Origin of the sequence: Wolbachia endosymbiont (group A) of Pherbina coryleti, from assembly GCF_964026875.1 — a bacterium.
Taxonomy (GTDB): Bacteria; Pseudomonadota; Alphaproteobacteria; order Rickettsiales; family Anaplasmataceae; genus Wolbachia; species Wolbachia pipientis.
In genome coordinates this window covers 11,415-28,255 of sequence record NZ_OZ034706.1, presented here as the reverse complement: position 1 = coordinate 28,255, position 16,841 = coordinate 11,415, and the positions used below count along the sequence as shown (strand labels likewise).

Sequence of the window (16,841 nt, the reverse complement as noted above, 5' to 3'; positions counted from 1 at the left end):
GACGCGTATGGTTTTAATGAGAGGATAGTGATAGCCGGCAGCTATATCGACGATAATGAATTATATAGCTTATTAGAAGAATGTCGTGCAGTAATTGCAGAACAACCTATCACTCTGTTTGAAGCTGCAACTATTGCAGCTTTTTTAGCTTTTTCTCGTCATAAAGCCGATATAACTTTAGTTGAAGTGGGTATGGGTGGAAGGCTTGATGCAACAAATGTTATAGATAATCCGATTTTAACAATAATTACTTCCATTGCACTTGATCATACGGAATATCTTGGCCCTACTGTAGAAATTATAGCAGGTGAAAAGGCTGGAATAATGAAACCTAATGTTCCTTGCGTAATAGCACCGCAAGAAAAATCTATAGTGAACACGCTAGAACACCACGCAATAAATAAGAAATCTCCCTTGTATAGAGGAGGTCTTGAATGGAATTGCAAAAAAAAGAACAACAAAATGGTTTTTCAATCAGCTATTCAATCAATAGAATTTCCTTTGCCATCTTTAAAGGGTGATCATCAGGTGATTAATGCAGGCAATGCTATTGCAGCATGTAGTATTTTAAGTGGAAAGTATGAATTTGATATTGGAGAAGAGGATATCACTTCAGGTTTACAGTGCACTTATTGGCCTGCACGGCTAGAGTCTATAAAAGAAGGTAATTTAATTTTCCTACTACCGAAAGATTGGCAATTATTTTTAGATGGTGCACACAATAATGATGGTGCTAGAGTACTATCTCAGTGGGTAAAAGATAATTTTGCTGAAGGTATTTATATGGTTTTTGGTGTTACTAGTAACAGAAATGTGGAAGAGTTCTTAGAGCACTTAAAGCCATATATCAAGCTACTATGTGCGGTTTGTGTTAAGTCTGAACCTAAAGCAAGAAATACAAATTTGATTAGGGAAAAAGCCAATAACATAGGAATAAAAGCAGTTGAATGTGAATCAATTGGCGATGCAATATCAAATCACATATTAAAAGCCTCTACCCAAAACGTCAAAACCATACTAATCTGTGGCTCATTGTTCCTAGCTAGAGACTTCGCTATGGAGAATAGCTAACTTTGATGATATTAACTGACCGATGGGGAAATAACTTTGATTGCTCATAGTACTGCTTGGCTTTTCGTTATCGACTTCTATAAACTGATCATCACCTTTAAATTGCTCCTCAATTGAATTTATAGCTGTCTTTTTGAGAATATAATTACTTGCAGCATTTAAAATAGGTGAAGTAACAATTAAAAGCGTGAATGGTAATGAAAGTAATAAGCCGGATAACATCATAGAGTTAGTTATACCAAAGCCGTTGGCAACTAAATCTAATCCCACACCGAAAAACATTAAAGATGTACAGATTGTGTTGCTCAAAATAACTGAATTTTTTAGCCACTTTAATTTAGTCCTATCACTCTTTGAAAAATTTTCGCATTCTTGGTCAAAGTTAAACAATAATAAAATATTAGTCTGATGATTAAACTCTTTCCCATTTCTAGTATAAATGCTCTTAACAGCTAGACTCAAAATAGATCCTGCTAACAAGGGAGCAAGAAAACCTACTGCTATTGGTACATTAGAAGAAATTGTAAGTTAAAAACGTGATATAAAAGAGATAAGAGAGAAAGATAACCCTGCTCACTAGGAATAGCGGGCGTGCGCGACCGAAAGGAAATTGGTATTACAACCGTTGGTATCAAGGTACGCTAGCCCTATCTCTCGATACGTTTGAATAGTTGCTTGGGACATATATATGCACCCGTTTACAATCTTAAATTAACTAAAACTATCGAGGTTTATTATGGTTACATCTTATCAAAATTTTATTGGCATTGACATCGGAAAATTTAAAAATGTCGTTGCAATTCACAAACAGAAGAATGCTGTCGAATTTGATAATAATGCTTCTGGTTGGCAACAATTATTTCAAGAGTTTTCAGATATTCTACCTAATGCTTTAGTGACTTTAGAAAATACAGGGAAATATGAGCTTGGCTTATCACATTTTCTTACCGACAAAAATATTGCCGTGCATCGAGCTAATACTCGTAAAGTAAAAAGCTTTATTTTATCTCACGGAACTTTAGCAAAGTCTGATAGATCAGATGCAAGAGCTCTTGCTCAATATGGATTTGAACGCCATAGAACTATCTCTCTATTTGTACCTACCTCTACAGAACAATCAACTTTGGCTGCACTTTGTCAACGTCGTGATGATATTACGCAAATGAGAACTCAAGAAAAATGCAGACTTGAAGCACCGGAAAATGATCATATAAAAGAAAGCTGTCAAAAGACCATTGAGTTTTTCGATAGTCAAATAAACGAACTCAATGATACTATACAAAAGATTATTGATGAAAGCCGCGAATTACAACAACGCCAAAAAATTCTTAAAACAGTTCCTGGAATAGGTAAAAAGTTATCACAAGATTTTTTGTGTTTAATGCCAGAGCTTGGTTACTTAAATAGAAAAGAAGTAGCAAGTCTTGCCGGAGTTGCACCGCATCCAAAAGAAAGTGGTAAAGCTGTTGGTTACCGAAGGATTACAGGTGGTAGAAGTAACGTTCGTTCAAAGCTCTTTACAGCCGCTATGGCTGCTACAAGGTCGAAATCTATACTTGGCGCCTTTTATTCTAAGCTTGTTGAAAGTGGTAAGAAGAAGATGGTGGCTATAACAGCCCTAATGCGTAAAATTATAGTAATTGCTAATACAAGACTTAAAGAAGCAATTAATTTGCATACTTAAAAATCTTCACAACGGTAACTGAAATTGGCTAATGAATATGTGCGTCCACACAGACTTAAAGCACATATTCATTAGCTTAAGCAGAAATTGCTGTGGTAGCTGTTTGATATAAAATTCTATTTCTATGACAAACGGGTTTTTATTGCCCATATAATTTGCAAAATTACACAAATAAAAAAATTTTTAAAAAACATAGTTGATACCATTAATTATTAAAAATGCAATTGATGTGAAGGATACTAAAAGAACTCCTAAGAGATTTGAATAAGAAGAATATTTTACATAAGCAGTTACATTATTGTTAATTGACTGCTGCTTATTATAGAGTTTATTTCTGCACTTATCATCTAAGTATTTTTGCAATTCTTCATAACTGCGACTCCACAACTTACCGCGTAATTCTTTTATTAAATTATTTCTTTTATTGAGACCTTTCTCCAATGGCTCTATTATAAATTCTTCAAAAAATGGCTTATTTAATGCAATAACCTTAAATTTCTCCTCCGCTTCTTTATTGTTTGGGTTTTTATCTGAGTGATATTTTAACGATAATTTACGGTATTGTTGACTAAGCTTTTTCTTAATATTCTTAATGTCAGAATTTACCACATCCTCCTTTTGAATATTAAATGTTAAAAACAACTGCTTTAAAGCGTGGTACTCATTTTCATTCAAAACATTTCTAGCCACATTACACCTACAAATTAACTAACTATTAATGTTCTATAATATACATATTTCCAAACTATGTCAATTATTTCATAAATATCTTTGGTAAAAATTATTTCTGTTATGACTAGCATGATAAGTGTATGAAGCGACTAAAATTGTCATTACAGCGCTTAGTGTACGACAGTGCTCCAACATTTAGGGTTGCAGTTTTCATGGCAGATCTGAGTAGCTGACCCATCTAAGAGGTGTCATTCAAGTAGCTGACACTGGAATGGCTTTGTTGCATCGCACCTTATACGGTAGTAATTTACAATAAATTCATGTAGCCATTTCGAATTTAGTCATTTCAGTGTTGGCTACTTGGATGACACCACCTGCTATGCTGCAAATTGCAACGTTCGTACACTAAAGTATAGTGTGTTACTAACGAAGGCAAACAAATATCTGCTTTATGAAAACGTTAATATTTTTCATTGAAATAATACATAAATACTAGAAAAACCTTGGCAGGTTATTCGCGTTTGATTATCATAGAGAATTATATAAATTAATAAATGATCTATGGCAAGTAACCCAGAAGAAAGAAATAGTGATAAACAAAAAGCGCTAGATAACGCAATAAGCCAGATTGAAAAAGCATTCGGTAAAGGTGCAATAATGAAGTTGAAGCAAAACCCTGTAGAAAAAATAGACACAATATCCACAGGATCAATTGCGCTTGATTCGGCTCTAGGTGTTGGAGGTCTGCCAAAAGGGCGTATAATTGAAATATTTGGCCCCGAGAGTTCTGGTAAAACCACTCTTGCCTTGCACGTGATTGCTGAAGCACAAAAAAAAGGAGGATCATGCGCATTTATCGATGCAGAACATGCATTGGATGTCTTATATGCTCGTAAACTTGGGGTAAGCACTGATGATTTAGTGATTTCACAACCAGACACTGGAGAGCAGGCGTTGCATATTGTTGAGTATTTAGTGTGTTCTGGTGCGGTTGATGTGATAGTTATTGACTCTGTCGCAGCATTAACTCCAAGAGCTGAAATTGAAGGTGATATGGGTGATCAACATATGGGGCTGCAAGCAAGGCTTCTAAGTCATGGGCTACGGAAACTAACCTCTGCCGTTTCAAAAGCGAACTGTATATTGATATTTATTAATCAAATTCGTATGAAAATAGGAGTAGTGTATGGAAATCCTGAAACTACCACGGGTGGAAATGCATTAAAATTCTATACTTCTGTAAGGCTTGATATAAGAAAAGTTGGTGTAATAAAAGACAAAGAAAATATTACAGGTAATGAAACAAGAGTTAAAGTTGTAAAAAATAAAGTTGCTCCTCCATTTAGAGAAGCGAAATTTGATATAATGTACAATGAAGGTATATCAAAACTCGGAGAAATAATAGATATGGGAGCAAAGCTTGGTGTGCTTGAAAAAGCAGGCGCTTACTATTCATATAACAACACACGTCTTGGGCAAGGAAGAGAGAATGTAAAAACTTACCTAAAAACAAACAAAGAAGTCGCAAATGAAATAGAAACGAAAATCAGAGATTTACTCAGAAATCATGATAATTCTATCATAATAGACGAGGATAGTGAGCAACTTTTAGAAGAATCAGTTTTCTGATCTAAACTTAGGCATTAGATTTTGTGTTGGACGGGTTGTTACAGTATGACGGTAATTCTATGTGCTAATATAACAATCTGTAATGTTACCTTGTATCAAAAAGACTTTGCTGAAGCAGTTAAAAAAAGCTTTTCATGAGAAATTATAAATGATAAATTGTTAACAATAGGTTATTGTTAATAAGATTATGTGTTTTGGTTTACCTAATATAAACAGGGAAGGTTATTCATTTATAGTAGTTTCCTTTATAGTAACGTGTATAGCATTCTCTATATCTTGGGGGTTTGGCGTTACGTGCTTGTTTCCGACATTATTGTGTACTTATTTCTTTCGTGATCCAGCAAGAGCTGTGCCAAACAATAAGAATCTTATATTAAGTCCTGCTGATGGTGTGATTTCAAAAATTGAAGAAGTTAATTATCCTTTATCAGCAGAAAACGGAGAGGAGAAGAAGTTTACGCTTGTTAGCATATTTTTAAGTGTTTTGAACGTCCATGTGAACCGTATACCAATATCTGGTACGATAAAGGAAATGAGTTATAAAAAAGGCAAGTTTGTATCCGCAATGAGCAATAGGTCTAGTAATGAAAATGAAAAGCAGGTTATTGTAATTGAATACGAAAAGGGGAAAGAAATTATTGTGGAGCAAATAGCTGGATTAATTGCACGTCGTATCGTTTGTAATTTAGGAATATCCCAGAACGTAAAAGCAGGTGAAAGGTTTGGAATTATAAGGTTTGGCAGTAGAGTGAATATCTATGTTCCTGCTGATACAGAAGTCAGAGTTTCAGAAGGGCAAACTGTTATTGGTGGTGAAACAATTATAGCAAACTTAAATAAGGAAAACGTTCAAGAGAAGCTTACTTTTGACGTTATATGAATAACGATGGAAGTAACAGTAGATTCTTACCTATTACTAAATTATTCCCAAACTTTATAACTTTATTGGGTTTATGTTCTGGTCTCACTTCACTTAAATTTACATTTAATGAACAATGGGAATTCTCAGTAATTTTTATCATCATTGCAGCAATAATAGATGGAATGGATGGCAGAATAGCTAGAATTCTAAAATCAACTAGCGATTTTGGAGCCCAACTTGATTCTTTTGCAGATTTTCTAAATTTTGGTGCAGCGCCTGCATTTCTTTTGTATTTTTGGAAGCTAAACGAAATCAAAGTCATAGGTTGGATTTTAGTAATGATATACGTAATCTGCATATCAATAAGACTTGCAAGATTTAATGTTTCGCTACACTCAGAACAACCATACTGGGAAAAATTTTTCTTTTCTGGTGTTCCAGCTCCAGTGTGTGCTTTACTTTCTTTGTTACCAATAATTATTACCTTTCAATCTCATGAGAGTGAATACTTACTTCTCATAGAGCGATTTTTTAACACAAGAAACGTAGCTTGTTACTTTCTGGCCATTTCATTTTTTTCGATAAGTCACATTCCAACTTTCTCTGCAAAATATATTTATATTCCCAAAAGCCTATCCTATATATTTGTGTCATTTTTTGGAGTACTTATTGTATTTTTCATCAGTAAGCCCTGGATGACTCTACCAATTTTAGGTATAGTGTATACACTTACTATTCCAATAAGCATCGGGTTTTACATATATTTTACATATAAAACTCGTTAGCTAACAAAAAATAGAAAACTGCATGATTTTGAAGATAAGTGAACTATTAAATTCATTTCTGTATATAAAGATATTCAACATTCCATTTATAATTATTTGGGTAATTGCAACTGGAATCTTTTGTACTGCCCAGTTCAAATTCATTAACTTTAGGTTACTTAAATATGGAATACAGACGCTATTCAATCTAAAGTGTAATAACAGCAACAATGGCATAATCACTCATATTCAAGCGTTTGCAACAGTAATTTCAGGAACAGTTGGTCTTGGAACAATATCAGGAGTTGCAATAGCTATCACAATAGGGGGCCCAAGTGCAGTTTTTTGGATGGTAATTACCGGAATACTTGGTATGTCGATAAAGTTTGCCGAGGTGGTGCTTGCATTTATAGCACTTCTCGCAATAGTCCGAATAGGATAAGATATGTGCTTATGGCTATGGTAGAGCAGTAGCATATTATGATCTGTTCGGATTATTGTAAAAAGAGCTATACTTATCGCTCTGAAAATACAACTGGCGGGGCTTTTTATTACATGAAGTACGGGCTTGCAAAAATTGGATTTGCAAAAACTGGTAGATTTCTTGCCTTCACTTATGCGATTATGCTACTTATTGCAATGATTTTGGGCGGTATACCATTTCAAGCAAATCAAATAGCAGCACTATCAAATAACCTCCTAGAATACAACGCATCCATTATTATATCCCTGCTTGTCTTTATTGTAATATTGGGAGGAATAAAGCGCATTGCTTTCGTTTCAACGAGCTTAACACCAATTATGATAGTGCTATATGTGGGTATGTGTATATATTTAATTTATGTAAACGGAAGTAATTTGCTGAATGCTCTATCCATAATATTCCAAGATATCTTCAATAAATCAGCTATAGGAAGCGGAGTATTGAGCGGATTAATAGCCGGAGTGAGAAGATCAGTGTTTGCTAACGAAGCAGGTACCGGAACAGCAGCTATAGCACATTCAGCTGTAAAAGAAGAAGATCCAATTAAAGTTGGGTGCGTTGCAATGATTGCACCACTTATAGACACAATATTAATCTCATTTTTGACTGGTATTGTGATAATTATCACTGGTATGCATAGCACTGATAACGTGGGTGATATTACACTAATTAGTTCGATATTTTCAACAGCTTTGCCCTTGTTCAGCAAGTTAGTTTTTCCGCTAATGATGTTTTCCTTTGCATTTTCCACAATAATAGCTTATTGTTACTACTGTGAAGTTGCTTTGCTGTATTTATTTGGTAGTAAAAAAATACTGATACCGTTCCAAATTCTTATAGTGGTTTCAGTGTATATCAGCTGTATGTCAAAGAATATAGAATTTATATCTTATCTAGGTGACAGTTTGTTTATGTGCCTTATGATTCCAAATGCTGTTGCAATATATCTACTAAGAAGGGAAGTTTTGAATACAATAGATTCTTATTACAATTCTAAAGGGTATTAACATGATTTATAGATTGCTTTGTATGGTGTTATTTTGCCTATTGTTTAATGATGTGTACGCTGCTTCAGGTTTTTACGAAAGTTATGACGCTGTGTTGAATGGAATAAATAACTTCATGAATGAAGTACTGTTTTTCAAGATCCTTTACGTGCCATTTATAATCCTTCTACTAGTTTTTGGTTATGTGTTTCTAACATTACGTTTTGGATTTCTCAACATAAGAATGTTTAAGCATGCGTTTGCTATTTTATGTGGAAAATATGACACGAATCACCATGATGGTCATATTACGCATTTTCAGGCATTTATGACTGCACTTTCAAGCACAGTAGGCCTTGGAACTGTTGCTGGAGTCGCAATTGCAGTTTCAATGGGTGGACCAGGAGCGGTGCCTTGGATGATGATTACAGGTTTTTTTGGTATGTCAGCAAAATTTGCTGAGGTAACGTTGGCGTTTAGACATAGAACAGAAGATCAGGACCAATTGTTTAGTGGTCCCTTTCAGTATATAAGGAATGGTCTGGAGGAATTTGGATTTAAAAAACTTGGTATTGTGCTGGCTGCCATGTATGCAGTATTCTTTGTATTATCAGGTCTTGGTGGAAGTGTAGCGTTTCAAACCAACCAAATGGTTTCAATATTATCTGGCTATTCAAGTTGGGTAGATGGTCACTCTTGGTTTCTTTCTTCCATAATTTCTGCGCTGCTTGCTCTAGTGATTATTGGCGGAATTAAAAGGATAGCTAGAGTATCTTCTGCACTAGTGCCTATTATGTCACTTATATATATCTTTAGTTGTATTATTATTATTGCATTTAATATTCATAACCTTGGTTATACGTTGAAAATATTATTTTCCACTATGATAGATTTCAATGCTGTTGGCGGAGGGATGGTAGGAGCATTTGTTGCTGGAATTCAAAGGGCAATCTTTGCCAGCGAAGCAGGTGTTGGTTCTGCTTCAATTACTCATGCAACAACTAAAGATGAAGAACCAGTAAGAACTGGACTAGTCGCTATGATAGAACCATGCTTTGACACAATGTTAATTTGCTGTTTAACAGGAATAACAATAGTAATAACAGGTGCATACCAAACAGGTGTTGGTGAGGGAATATTAATTACTCACAAAGCATTTGAGACAGTTTCTCCATGGTTTCCTATCCTTCTAACAGTAGCTGCTCCTTTGTTTGCATTTTCTTCAGTAATTTCGTTTGTATATTGTTGTGAAATGGGGTGGCTATATTTATTCGGTGCAAAAAGTATAGTGATATACCGCATAGCGGTAATAATTGTGGCGTTTTTCTCTGGTCTTTCTAAAGATATAATGGCTATTGCCAATATCGGTGGAACTTTATTCTCTTGTTTAGCTCTCATCAACATGACAGCGCTTATACTGTTTAGTAATCAGATTAACGATGAAGTTCAGTGCTACCTAAAAAGGCTGAGGAATAATAAAATTAATTAGGTTCTTGGTATAATGGAAAAGCATGTAGTCCTTATACTGTCCTACATACTCGGTTCAATACCGTTTAGCTTAATCATTACAAGAATAAAAGGGATAAACTTAAGAGAAGTAGGTTCAGGAAACATTGGTGCTACAAACGTTGCAAGGACGGGAAATAAATTTCTTGCTGCTTTGGCATTATTTCTGGATTCCTTTAAGGGATTTATTGCCGTTTATATAGCACAACAATTTTGTGATAATAACGATTTTTATATATATGTATCTGCAATTTTAGCAGTTTTAGGACACATGTTTCCTATTTGGCTAAAATTCAGTGGAGGAAAGGGCGTTGCAACCACTCTAGGGATACTGATAGCATTTAACATCGATATTACTTTAGTATTCGTAATAATTTGGATAATAGTCTTTCTTGCCTTTAGATACTCTTCCCTTGCTTCACTCAGTGCTACTTCAACGGCTGTAGCATGGTCCTTTTTTTTTCAGAGGAATTTGTTCTTAACATTACTAATTATAGGAGCACTGGTCTTCCTAAAACACCACAGAAATATTGTGAATCTTCTGCAAGGTAAAGAGTATAAATTTTATAGATAATGTACTGCCAAATTATTGACACTTAAACTACGAGACAAATTGCTTGACGGTATGATTTTGTCCTCTTTGTTTAAGTCTATGATTTTTGCTTTTGTTATATTCTCTACTTCTTGAGGTGTTAAAAGACCATCTTCAATGAATTCCTTTTTTGTTTCTCTTATTTTTTCATAAAGTTGAGTAACGTGATCTTTATTTCCTTCATATACACTTTCAATTTCTAACTCTAGCTTATGTGAAGCTCCTTTTTTTAACATTTCATCCATTGCTGCTTTTGTTACTTTTAACCTTTCTTGCAAAATTTTCTTTATTTTTTCCTTATCATTTTCGTTATTTTTACTGAGTTCTACATATACCCTATAACATCTTTTTTCTCTTGGGAGCATTCTTAACCCATCTAACATGCTAATTATCTGACCTTCAATAGTCTTCTCAGCCTTTAATTTAAATTCTGCTACTTCTTCTATTATCTTATTAGCTATTCTCTTAGCTCCATCCAAAGATGAATCCTTGAGAGAAAAATCTGTCTCGAGTAGATCTCGATTTAATAGCTCTAAGAATACTTTTTTTCCGATGTTTTCGAGTAAACTTTCTTGGTCATCTAAATCATGCTCCTGCAGTTTATTTCTCATGTGCTGAACCAGCTCACAACATTGTAATTTATTTAACTTTATAGAGCTAATATTTTTCATTAACGTCAGCACAATTTGTTCACTATATTGAGAAGTAATACTCAATAATTTTCTCATTAAAGGAATACTTACTTCTGAAATAAAATCATCAACTATTTTTTGACTTTCATCGTCTTCATAACCATTTTGAACGTCATACCAAGCCTTAAGAATTTCTTTATTGTTTTTCTTGTTTTTTAACCTGTCTAACATAAACTCACGTGCTTTATTTTGTGCTTCTGAGAGCAACATTTCCCTTGGGGGAGTAAATCTAATTTCTGGATCAGGATGAATACCCTCTAGCGTGCTTAACATTCTATAGATAATACCGGTGAAGCAAGTGTTAGGAATTCGCTCTTTTCTAGAGAAAGTTTGGCTATCAATTAAATTAGAAATCAATGCATCCTTTTTACTCTTAACGGCTTCTCCGTCTCCATCATTGCAAGCCCTTAAAACTAAAAGCAGAACCTGCCCACCTGTAAAGCCGGAGCTATGCTTTTGATCATCTTTGCAAAAGTCATCTAAAAATGCAATTACTCTTCCTTTATCCTCATCACTAAACTCATATGAATTGTTTATATATCCAATGAATTGAATATATTCATCATTTTTGATTACGTCTTCAGGTACTTGTTCACTATACTTACCTTTTAATTTATCAATATTTTTAATGATATCATCATTTAATTGATGGGGCAGTAAATGTTCAAGCTTAACATCAAAACTATTAACCATACCACGTAAATTCTCTTTTATACCTTCCAAAAAGAAATTTATAGAAGCTTTAAGCAGCGTAAATGGGTTAAAATCTTTTGGCCTTAGTTCACTCTGCAATAAAATTAATAGCATTGTAAGTGGTATAGTTCCCAGTAACGAAATAAGCAAGAAAGTGGTAGTGAAAGTTAGATATGTTATGAAAGCAGAAAACAAGAGGAAGGCTGCTACCTTGATTGTATTGTTTTTAAAAAATATTTCCCAATATTCCCTTTTGCTCATTTTTTGCTGTTTTGCCGTTTTTATTTCTTTGTAGATATAAAGAGTTTTAATTTCAGACCTGAAGAACATAGTACCAAGAGAAAAAAGAACATTAACAGGATTAGTGATAATGCTTAACGAGACAAAAGCTCCAAAGTAGCTAACAAATTTTAGCTTACTAGAATCCTTTGAAGGAAATTGTATTTGAGAAATACCTATCATAGCTTACCTTCAACATCATTACACTCTAGTAATAGCATAATAATTTAAAACGTCAATGTTTAAGTATCTTATTATCCGCACACTCATCGTATTCGATCTCGACTGTAGAGTGTGCTATCTCGAACTTATCTAGCAATATTTTTTTTATTTCATATAAAACATTGGTGTGCTGCACATTTTGCTTTATTTTAGCATGCATGGTAATTATAAAATAATTATCAGACAGCGACCATGTATGTATGTGGTGCACATCTATCACTTCAGGTAATTCTGATGTGATCTTACTTTTTATCTCTTCAGCAGATATACCCTCAGGCGTACCTTCAAGGAGTATATGGCAAGAATTTTTGAGAATTTTATAGCCGCTATTTAGAATTATCACACTAACAAATACTGATAAGATTGGATCTACTATTTGCCATCCAGTAAGCATGATAATTATAGATGCAAGTATAGCAGCTACAGAACCTAAAATATCTCCTATAACGTGTAGTACAGCACTTTTTATGTTTATATTGCTCTCGCATTTACTATGTAATATAAAAAAGACTATTATGTTAGAGACAAGACCGAGTGTAGCAATTATTAACATTACTTTCCACTCAACATTGACTGGAAAAATAAACCTCTTTATTGACTCAATTATAATGATTACTGCAATGAGGAATAGAGTTAAACCATTAACAAATGCTGCAATTATCTGCAACCGATGATATCCGTATGATCTCTGCAAATCGGATTTCTTAGCTGAAAACCTATGTGCTAACCAGCTTAAAACCAAGGCAAAGAGGTCAGTGAGCATATGCCCTGCATCTGATAATAGAGCAAGCGAATGTGAAATTATTCCACCTACTATTTCCATAAACATTGTTATCGCAACTATTATTATGGAATAGATTAAGCGCTTGGACTGCGCTGCTGAGTGTTTACCGTTATGCACTGCTGTCATATAAAATCTTTTCATAAACAAAAACGTGGGTAACACTGGGTTCGAACCAGCGACCGCTTGCACGTCAAGCAAGTGCTCTACCAACTGAGCTAATTACCCATCGTGGTTTTAGTATAGTGCTTTGGTGGAATGAAAGTCAATAAACCACTTTGCTTTTGTCCTTGTCCAATGTGATTCCGGAATATAGCTGTATAGAATTTCAGCCATATTCTAAATTTTACATATTAAGTTAACTATCTATACTTTATTTATTAAGATATAAATCATATTAATACAGGGATTTACGTTTTTTTTAGGGAAATTACTTTATGCTTGATATTGAAAGATCAGCAAATTAGAGGTTAAAATTATGACAATTAGTCAACAAGTAAATAAAAATATAATTAAAGCAGAATATTTCAACAATAACGGCAAAGGGTTTAATTCGCCACATGTTATAGAAGTTGAAGATTTAAATATTAAAGTAGAGGTTTATTCTCACAATTTAAGAGCAAGTAAAGTTGCTAACATTGAAAGTGAGATAAGAGAAACAGCTACTAATTTTAAAAACGCATTCGAGTTAGAACGCGGCAGTTCAGAACAAACATTTAAAATTTACATGTTTGATGACAAGGATGATTACACTCACCTTGGCGGAAGCGAGCGTTTCGGTTCTTACCTTGGAGACGAAGGTGGTAAATGTTACTACAAAGGGAAAGCTGACGTTTTTGCTGAAATGTACGTCTACCAGCAAGGTGGCATTCATAACCTTCAGCATGAATTTGCACATGGTTTAACTTACTTGGCTACAGGAGGCAAATCTTTACCTACAGTATTAATGGAAGGAATTGCAGACTACTTTGAGCATCATTCAGATCATAAATTCAATTCTCAAGGATCAAGTATCGACAAAACTGAAGCTGCAAATTTGGATTTAGATAAAATTTTAAGTTTAGAATACTCAAAGGACAGCGAAGCAAATAGCTTGGTTTATAAAACAGGTCATGCGTTGATAATGTACTTACAGGAAAAAGATCCTAGTTTATTAAGAGACTACCTAGATGCTTTACGTCAAGGTAACTCAGATGAGTCAAAAAGTTTCTTGAAAGACATAAAAGGACACGATACTGACTTCAAAAGTTGGCTTGCTGAGAATGATACAGAAACTGCAATGGAACATCTCAACGCTTTGCAAGTTACAAAAGGAGATTTCATAGCAATTGGTCAAGAAATAGTGGGTGGAGAAATTAAAAACGTATCCTACTATAAAGCAAATATAGAAAAAATGGATGGAGAAAACGTTGGAAGTTTTTCTCCTGTAGAACACGTTGCATTTTATGATGTTGCTCGTGCTATAAATAGGGCAACAAATGATACACTTGATATATCAAAGGAATATCATTTCCTCAAGGTAGTAAAAACTTCCGATGGACAGGATAAACTAACTTACTCTGACCAACAAGGTAATGAATATCGAAATAGTCAAGAGTATAAAAATCAGGCTTTAAGGATATTATCAAAATATGATACAGAAATTAAGAATCAGGTAGATGAATTTGATAATTTGAATAAAGAACGTGGTGAAATGTATCAAAAATATCATAAAGGAGAGATTACTATTGAAGAGTTACGTAATGAGGAAAATACAAAATACAGACCAGCATTTTTAAAGTTTGATCAACTAAAAAACAAAGCTGTTGATAAGATTGAAAATAATTCCCAAGCAGCAAAAATATTAGATGGGCTGGTCAATATCGATCCAAACTTAATCAGAGGTACTCATATTGATCTACAAGAAGGTAAGATTTTTTCTATGCAAGCTCATGGTCAAGGAGATATGGGTGCACTGTCTATATATGACGGAAATACAAAGCTTGGAGAATTATTGAGCGAATCAGGATTTTTTAAGCAAGTTGAAGGCCAAACTAAAGAAACTTTCGTTTTTGAGGATATATTACACAACTTAAATGTTTCATACGAAGGTGGTGCTTACATGGCAGTTACAAAAGAAAACGGTCATTATAAAGCTTCCCTAATAGATGGCAGAACAGTTGAACGTGATGAATACTTTGATGAGGCGCATTTACATGAAAATGAATTGTTGCATCCTAGCACTGGACACATCCAAAAAGATTTAGATTCTCTGCTCCTTAGAGGTACCAAAATTTTGAATCATCAGGATTCAGAGCATGCCCAATATTCTGATGAGCAAAAGGCAAATGGAGTAATCGTAGAAAAAGGAAAACTACTGGATAATAAGGGAACAGATAGGACAGACGACGATGTACACGAAGCGGTTGTAAAACAAGGAGGCGAAAATTTACATACATTCAAAAATATGGGCTTTTATATTACCGAAAAAGGTGATCTATTTATTCATGACCATGGAGCAAATGTAAGGTTTCAACTACCACAAAGTATTACTCATCTAAAATTAGTGGAAAAAGACGGAACATATAAGCTTGTTCCGGTGACGAAAGATGGAAATGAACATCCAATAGGTATGCCAAATATATCAGATGAATATAGATACATAGATCCAATATTTGCACATGAATATGAAAAGAGAGATTATTCCCATAAACATGTAAATGTGGGCCTTATAAACTTAGAGAAATATGGCTCTGGCAAACTTTTTGCTATAAAGTACGACCCAAATGATTATCACATACAAAGAAACTCCAGCGGTGAAATAGTTAGAATAAAAGATCAAACATATTTCACTAAAGTAAAATTGTTTGATGGTGATGAAGAAATTGGAATGTTGTCTAATAACTTTCACAATTTCAAAGGGAAAATATTCTTTTCTGCTGACTACAACTACAGTTATAACGATTTCCTAGCATCTGTTTCTCCTCAAGTTGAAATTGAAGATATGGGAAATGGAAGTAAAAAAATAACTTTTGATCAAGGCAGTGGCGATATCGGTGATACTAATAGAGGCTACACGGACTATCAGAGAATATTTACAAAAGAGAAACAAACCGAAAGTCCAAAAGGGCAAGTAAGTGAAACTAAGACAGAAGTTCATAGTACTACTAATGTTGTTGCACAAGCTGCTGAAGAGAAAACTGCATCAAACGACAATAGTGAAATGCAGTCTGATCAGCCACAAATTCCAACAAGGGCAAAAAGGTCAGCTTCAGTGGAGGAGAAAGAGCAAGAACAGGTAGTATTAAAAGACACAATTCTCAAAATAGAAAAGAGCTACGAGCAGGACTCAGAAGGGAAGCATAAGGCAAATGTAACGATAAATTATAATGATGTGAAAGCCTTGTATGATAGAGCGGAAGGAGCAGAAAAGCAATCTGTGTTAGATTTTTGGAACAAACTGCACACATCAGATTATAAGGTTGGTGCTTTGCCGGAAGACAAATACTATTTTGAAAAAGGCAAATTCGTAATCCACGATAGTGGCACAAAGAAGCTTATAGTGTTACCTGAAGATAAGGTGTCCATCAAGATAATGAAGGGATGGTGATAGTTATAGTTTAGCTATATCAAGTGGTAATGGCAAAGTAATAAACAGCATTAGTAAAATAGATAATCCAAATTACGAATTGCTGTCAGATTCAAGTCATTTCAATTCAGGGGAGCAAGATAATATTGTATTATCAGATCAACATCACGAATATAATCTTTATCTAGAGAATGGTTTTGTGAAAATGTTCGATTGCGCAAGCGATCACATTTATCACGACCACAACTCGGCCTATATCTAATACATACAAGGAGGGCAGTGCCCTCTTCTTGTCATTCCAGTGTCAAGCACTGCCGTCTTGGATGGAAACCAGCGTCACGCCCTGGAATGACAGG

At 34.3% G+C, this 16,841-nt stretch carries 9 protein-coding genes, 1 tRNA gene and 5 pseudogenes; 10 read left to right on the top strand and 5 right to left on the bottom strand.

The window, feature by feature from the left end:
• Positions 1 to 12: 12 nt before the first annotated feature.
• Positions 13 to 1,071: pseudogene (locus tag AAGD87_RS00115) on the top strand (bifunctional folylpolyglutamate synthase/dihydrofolate synthase); the annotation flags it as partial.
• On the opposite strand, the gene AAGD87_RS00110 reads toward AAGD87_RS00115, so the two are convergent.
• Positions 1,039 to 1,551 carry a hypothetical protein gene (locus tag AAGD87_RS00110; protein WP_246484378.1) on the bottom strand — a complete coding sequence of 171 codons (513 nt, stop codon included), beginning with the start codon at positions 1,549 to 1,551 and terminating at the stop codon, positions 1,039 to 1,041. The pseudogene AAGD87_RS00115 and the gene AAGD87_RS00110 sit on opposite strands and share 33 nt — an antisense overlap.
• Positions 1,552 to 1,807: 256 nt before the next feature.
• Here AAGD87_RS00110 and AAGD87_RS00105 point away from each other — a divergent pair, with 256 nt between their 5' ends.
• Positions 1,808 to 2,755, top strand: a complete 948-nt coding sequence (locus AAGD87_RS00105) for an IS110 family transposase (protein WP_209472550.1) — start codon at positions 1,808 to 1,810, stop codon at positions 2,753 to 2,755.
• A gap of 480 nt (positions 2,756 to 3,235) precedes the next feature.
• Here the strand turns inward: AAGD87_RS00105 and AAGD87_RS00100 are convergent.
• Positions 3,236 to 3,364, bottom strand: a pseudogene (locus AAGD87_RS00100) (DnaJ domain-containing protein); the annotation flags it as partial.
• A 624-nt stretch (positions 3,365 to 3,988) separates the two neighbouring features.
• Between AAGD87_RS00100 and recA the strand changes: the two are divergent.
• From recA to plsY, 7 genes and pseudogenes are all read left to right on the top strand, one after another.
• Positions 3,989 to 5,056 carry a recombinase RecA gene (gene recA / locus AAGD87_RS00095; RefSeq protein WP_010963008.1) on the top strand — a complete coding sequence of 356 codons (1,068 nt, stop codon included), beginning with the start codon at positions 3,989 to 3,991 and terminating at the stop codon, positions 5,054 to 5,056.
• 187 nt (positions 5,057 to 5,243) lie between these two features.
• Positions 5,244 to 5,936, top strand: a complete 693-nt coding sequence (locus AAGD87_RS00090) for a phosphatidylserine decarboxylase (RefSeq protein ID WP_007548750.1) — start codon at positions 5,244 to 5,246, stop codon at positions 5,934 to 5,936.
• Positions 5,933 to 6,703 carry a CDP-alcohol phosphatidyltransferase family protein gene (locus AAGD87_RS00085; protein ID WP_015589351.1) on the top strand — a complete coding sequence of 257 codons (771 nt, stop codon included), beginning with the start codon at positions 5,933 to 5,935 and terminating at the stop codon, positions 6,701 to 6,703. The genes AAGD87_RS00090 and AAGD87_RS00085 overlap by 4 nt, the downstream gene beginning before the upstream one ends.
• A 22-nt stretch (positions 6,704 to 6,725) precedes the next feature.
• Positions 6,726 to 7,091, top strand: a pseudogene (locus tag AAGD87_RS00080) (alanine:cation symporter family protein); the annotation flags it as partial.
• Positions 7,092 to 7,195: 104 nt separating this feature from the next.
• Positions 7,196 to 8,173, top strand: a pseudogene (locus AAGD87_RS00075) (alanine:cation symporter family protein); the annotation flags it as partial.
• A gap of 1 nt (position 8,174) precedes the next feature.
• A complete protein-coding gene (locus tag AAGD87_RS00070; protein ID WP_155969383.1) occupies positions 8,175 to 9,641 on the top strand; it encodes an alanine/glycine:cation symporter family protein in 1,467 nt (488 codons plus the stop codon).
• A 12-nt stretch (positions 9,642 to 9,653) separates the two neighbouring features.
• Entirely contained in the window at positions 9,654 to 10,232 is a 579-nt protein-coding gene (gene plsY / locus AAGD87_RS00065; protein ID WP_265024077.1) for a glycerol-3-phosphate 1-O-acyltransferase PlsY, read from the top strand.
• Here plsY and AAGD87_RS00060 read toward each other — a convergent pair.
• From AAGD87_RS00060 to AAGD87_RS00050, 3 genes are all read right to left on the bottom strand, one after another.
• The gene (locus tag AAGD87_RS00060; RefSeq protein ID WP_264339520.1) at positions 10,223 to 12,097 is read right to left on the bottom strand and encodes a hypothetical protein; all 1,875 of its coding nucleotides are present in this window, start codon (positions 12,095 to 12,097) and stop codon (positions 10,223 to 10,225) included. The two genes, plsY and AAGD87_RS00060, sit on opposite strands and share 10 nt — an antisense overlap.
• A gap of 52 nt (positions 12,098 to 12,149) precedes the next feature.
• Complete coding sequence (locus AAGD87_RS00055; RefSeq protein WP_006280506.1) at positions 12,150 to 13,046, bottom strand: cation diffusion facilitator family transporter; 897 nt, start codon at positions 13,044 to 13,046, stop codon at positions 12,150 to 12,152.
• Positions 13,047 to 13,072: 26 nt separating this feature from the next.
• Positions 13,073 to 13,145 (bottom strand) — tRNA-Val (locus AAGD87_RS00050).
• Positions 13,146 to 13,395: 250 nt separating this feature from the next.
• On the opposite strand from AAGD87_RS00050, the pseudogene AAGD87_RS00045 reads away from it, so the two are divergent.
• Positions 13,396 to 16,747: pseudogene (locus AAGD87_RS00045) on the top strand (peptidase M2).
• Positions 16,748 to 16,841 lie beyond the last annotated feature (94 nt).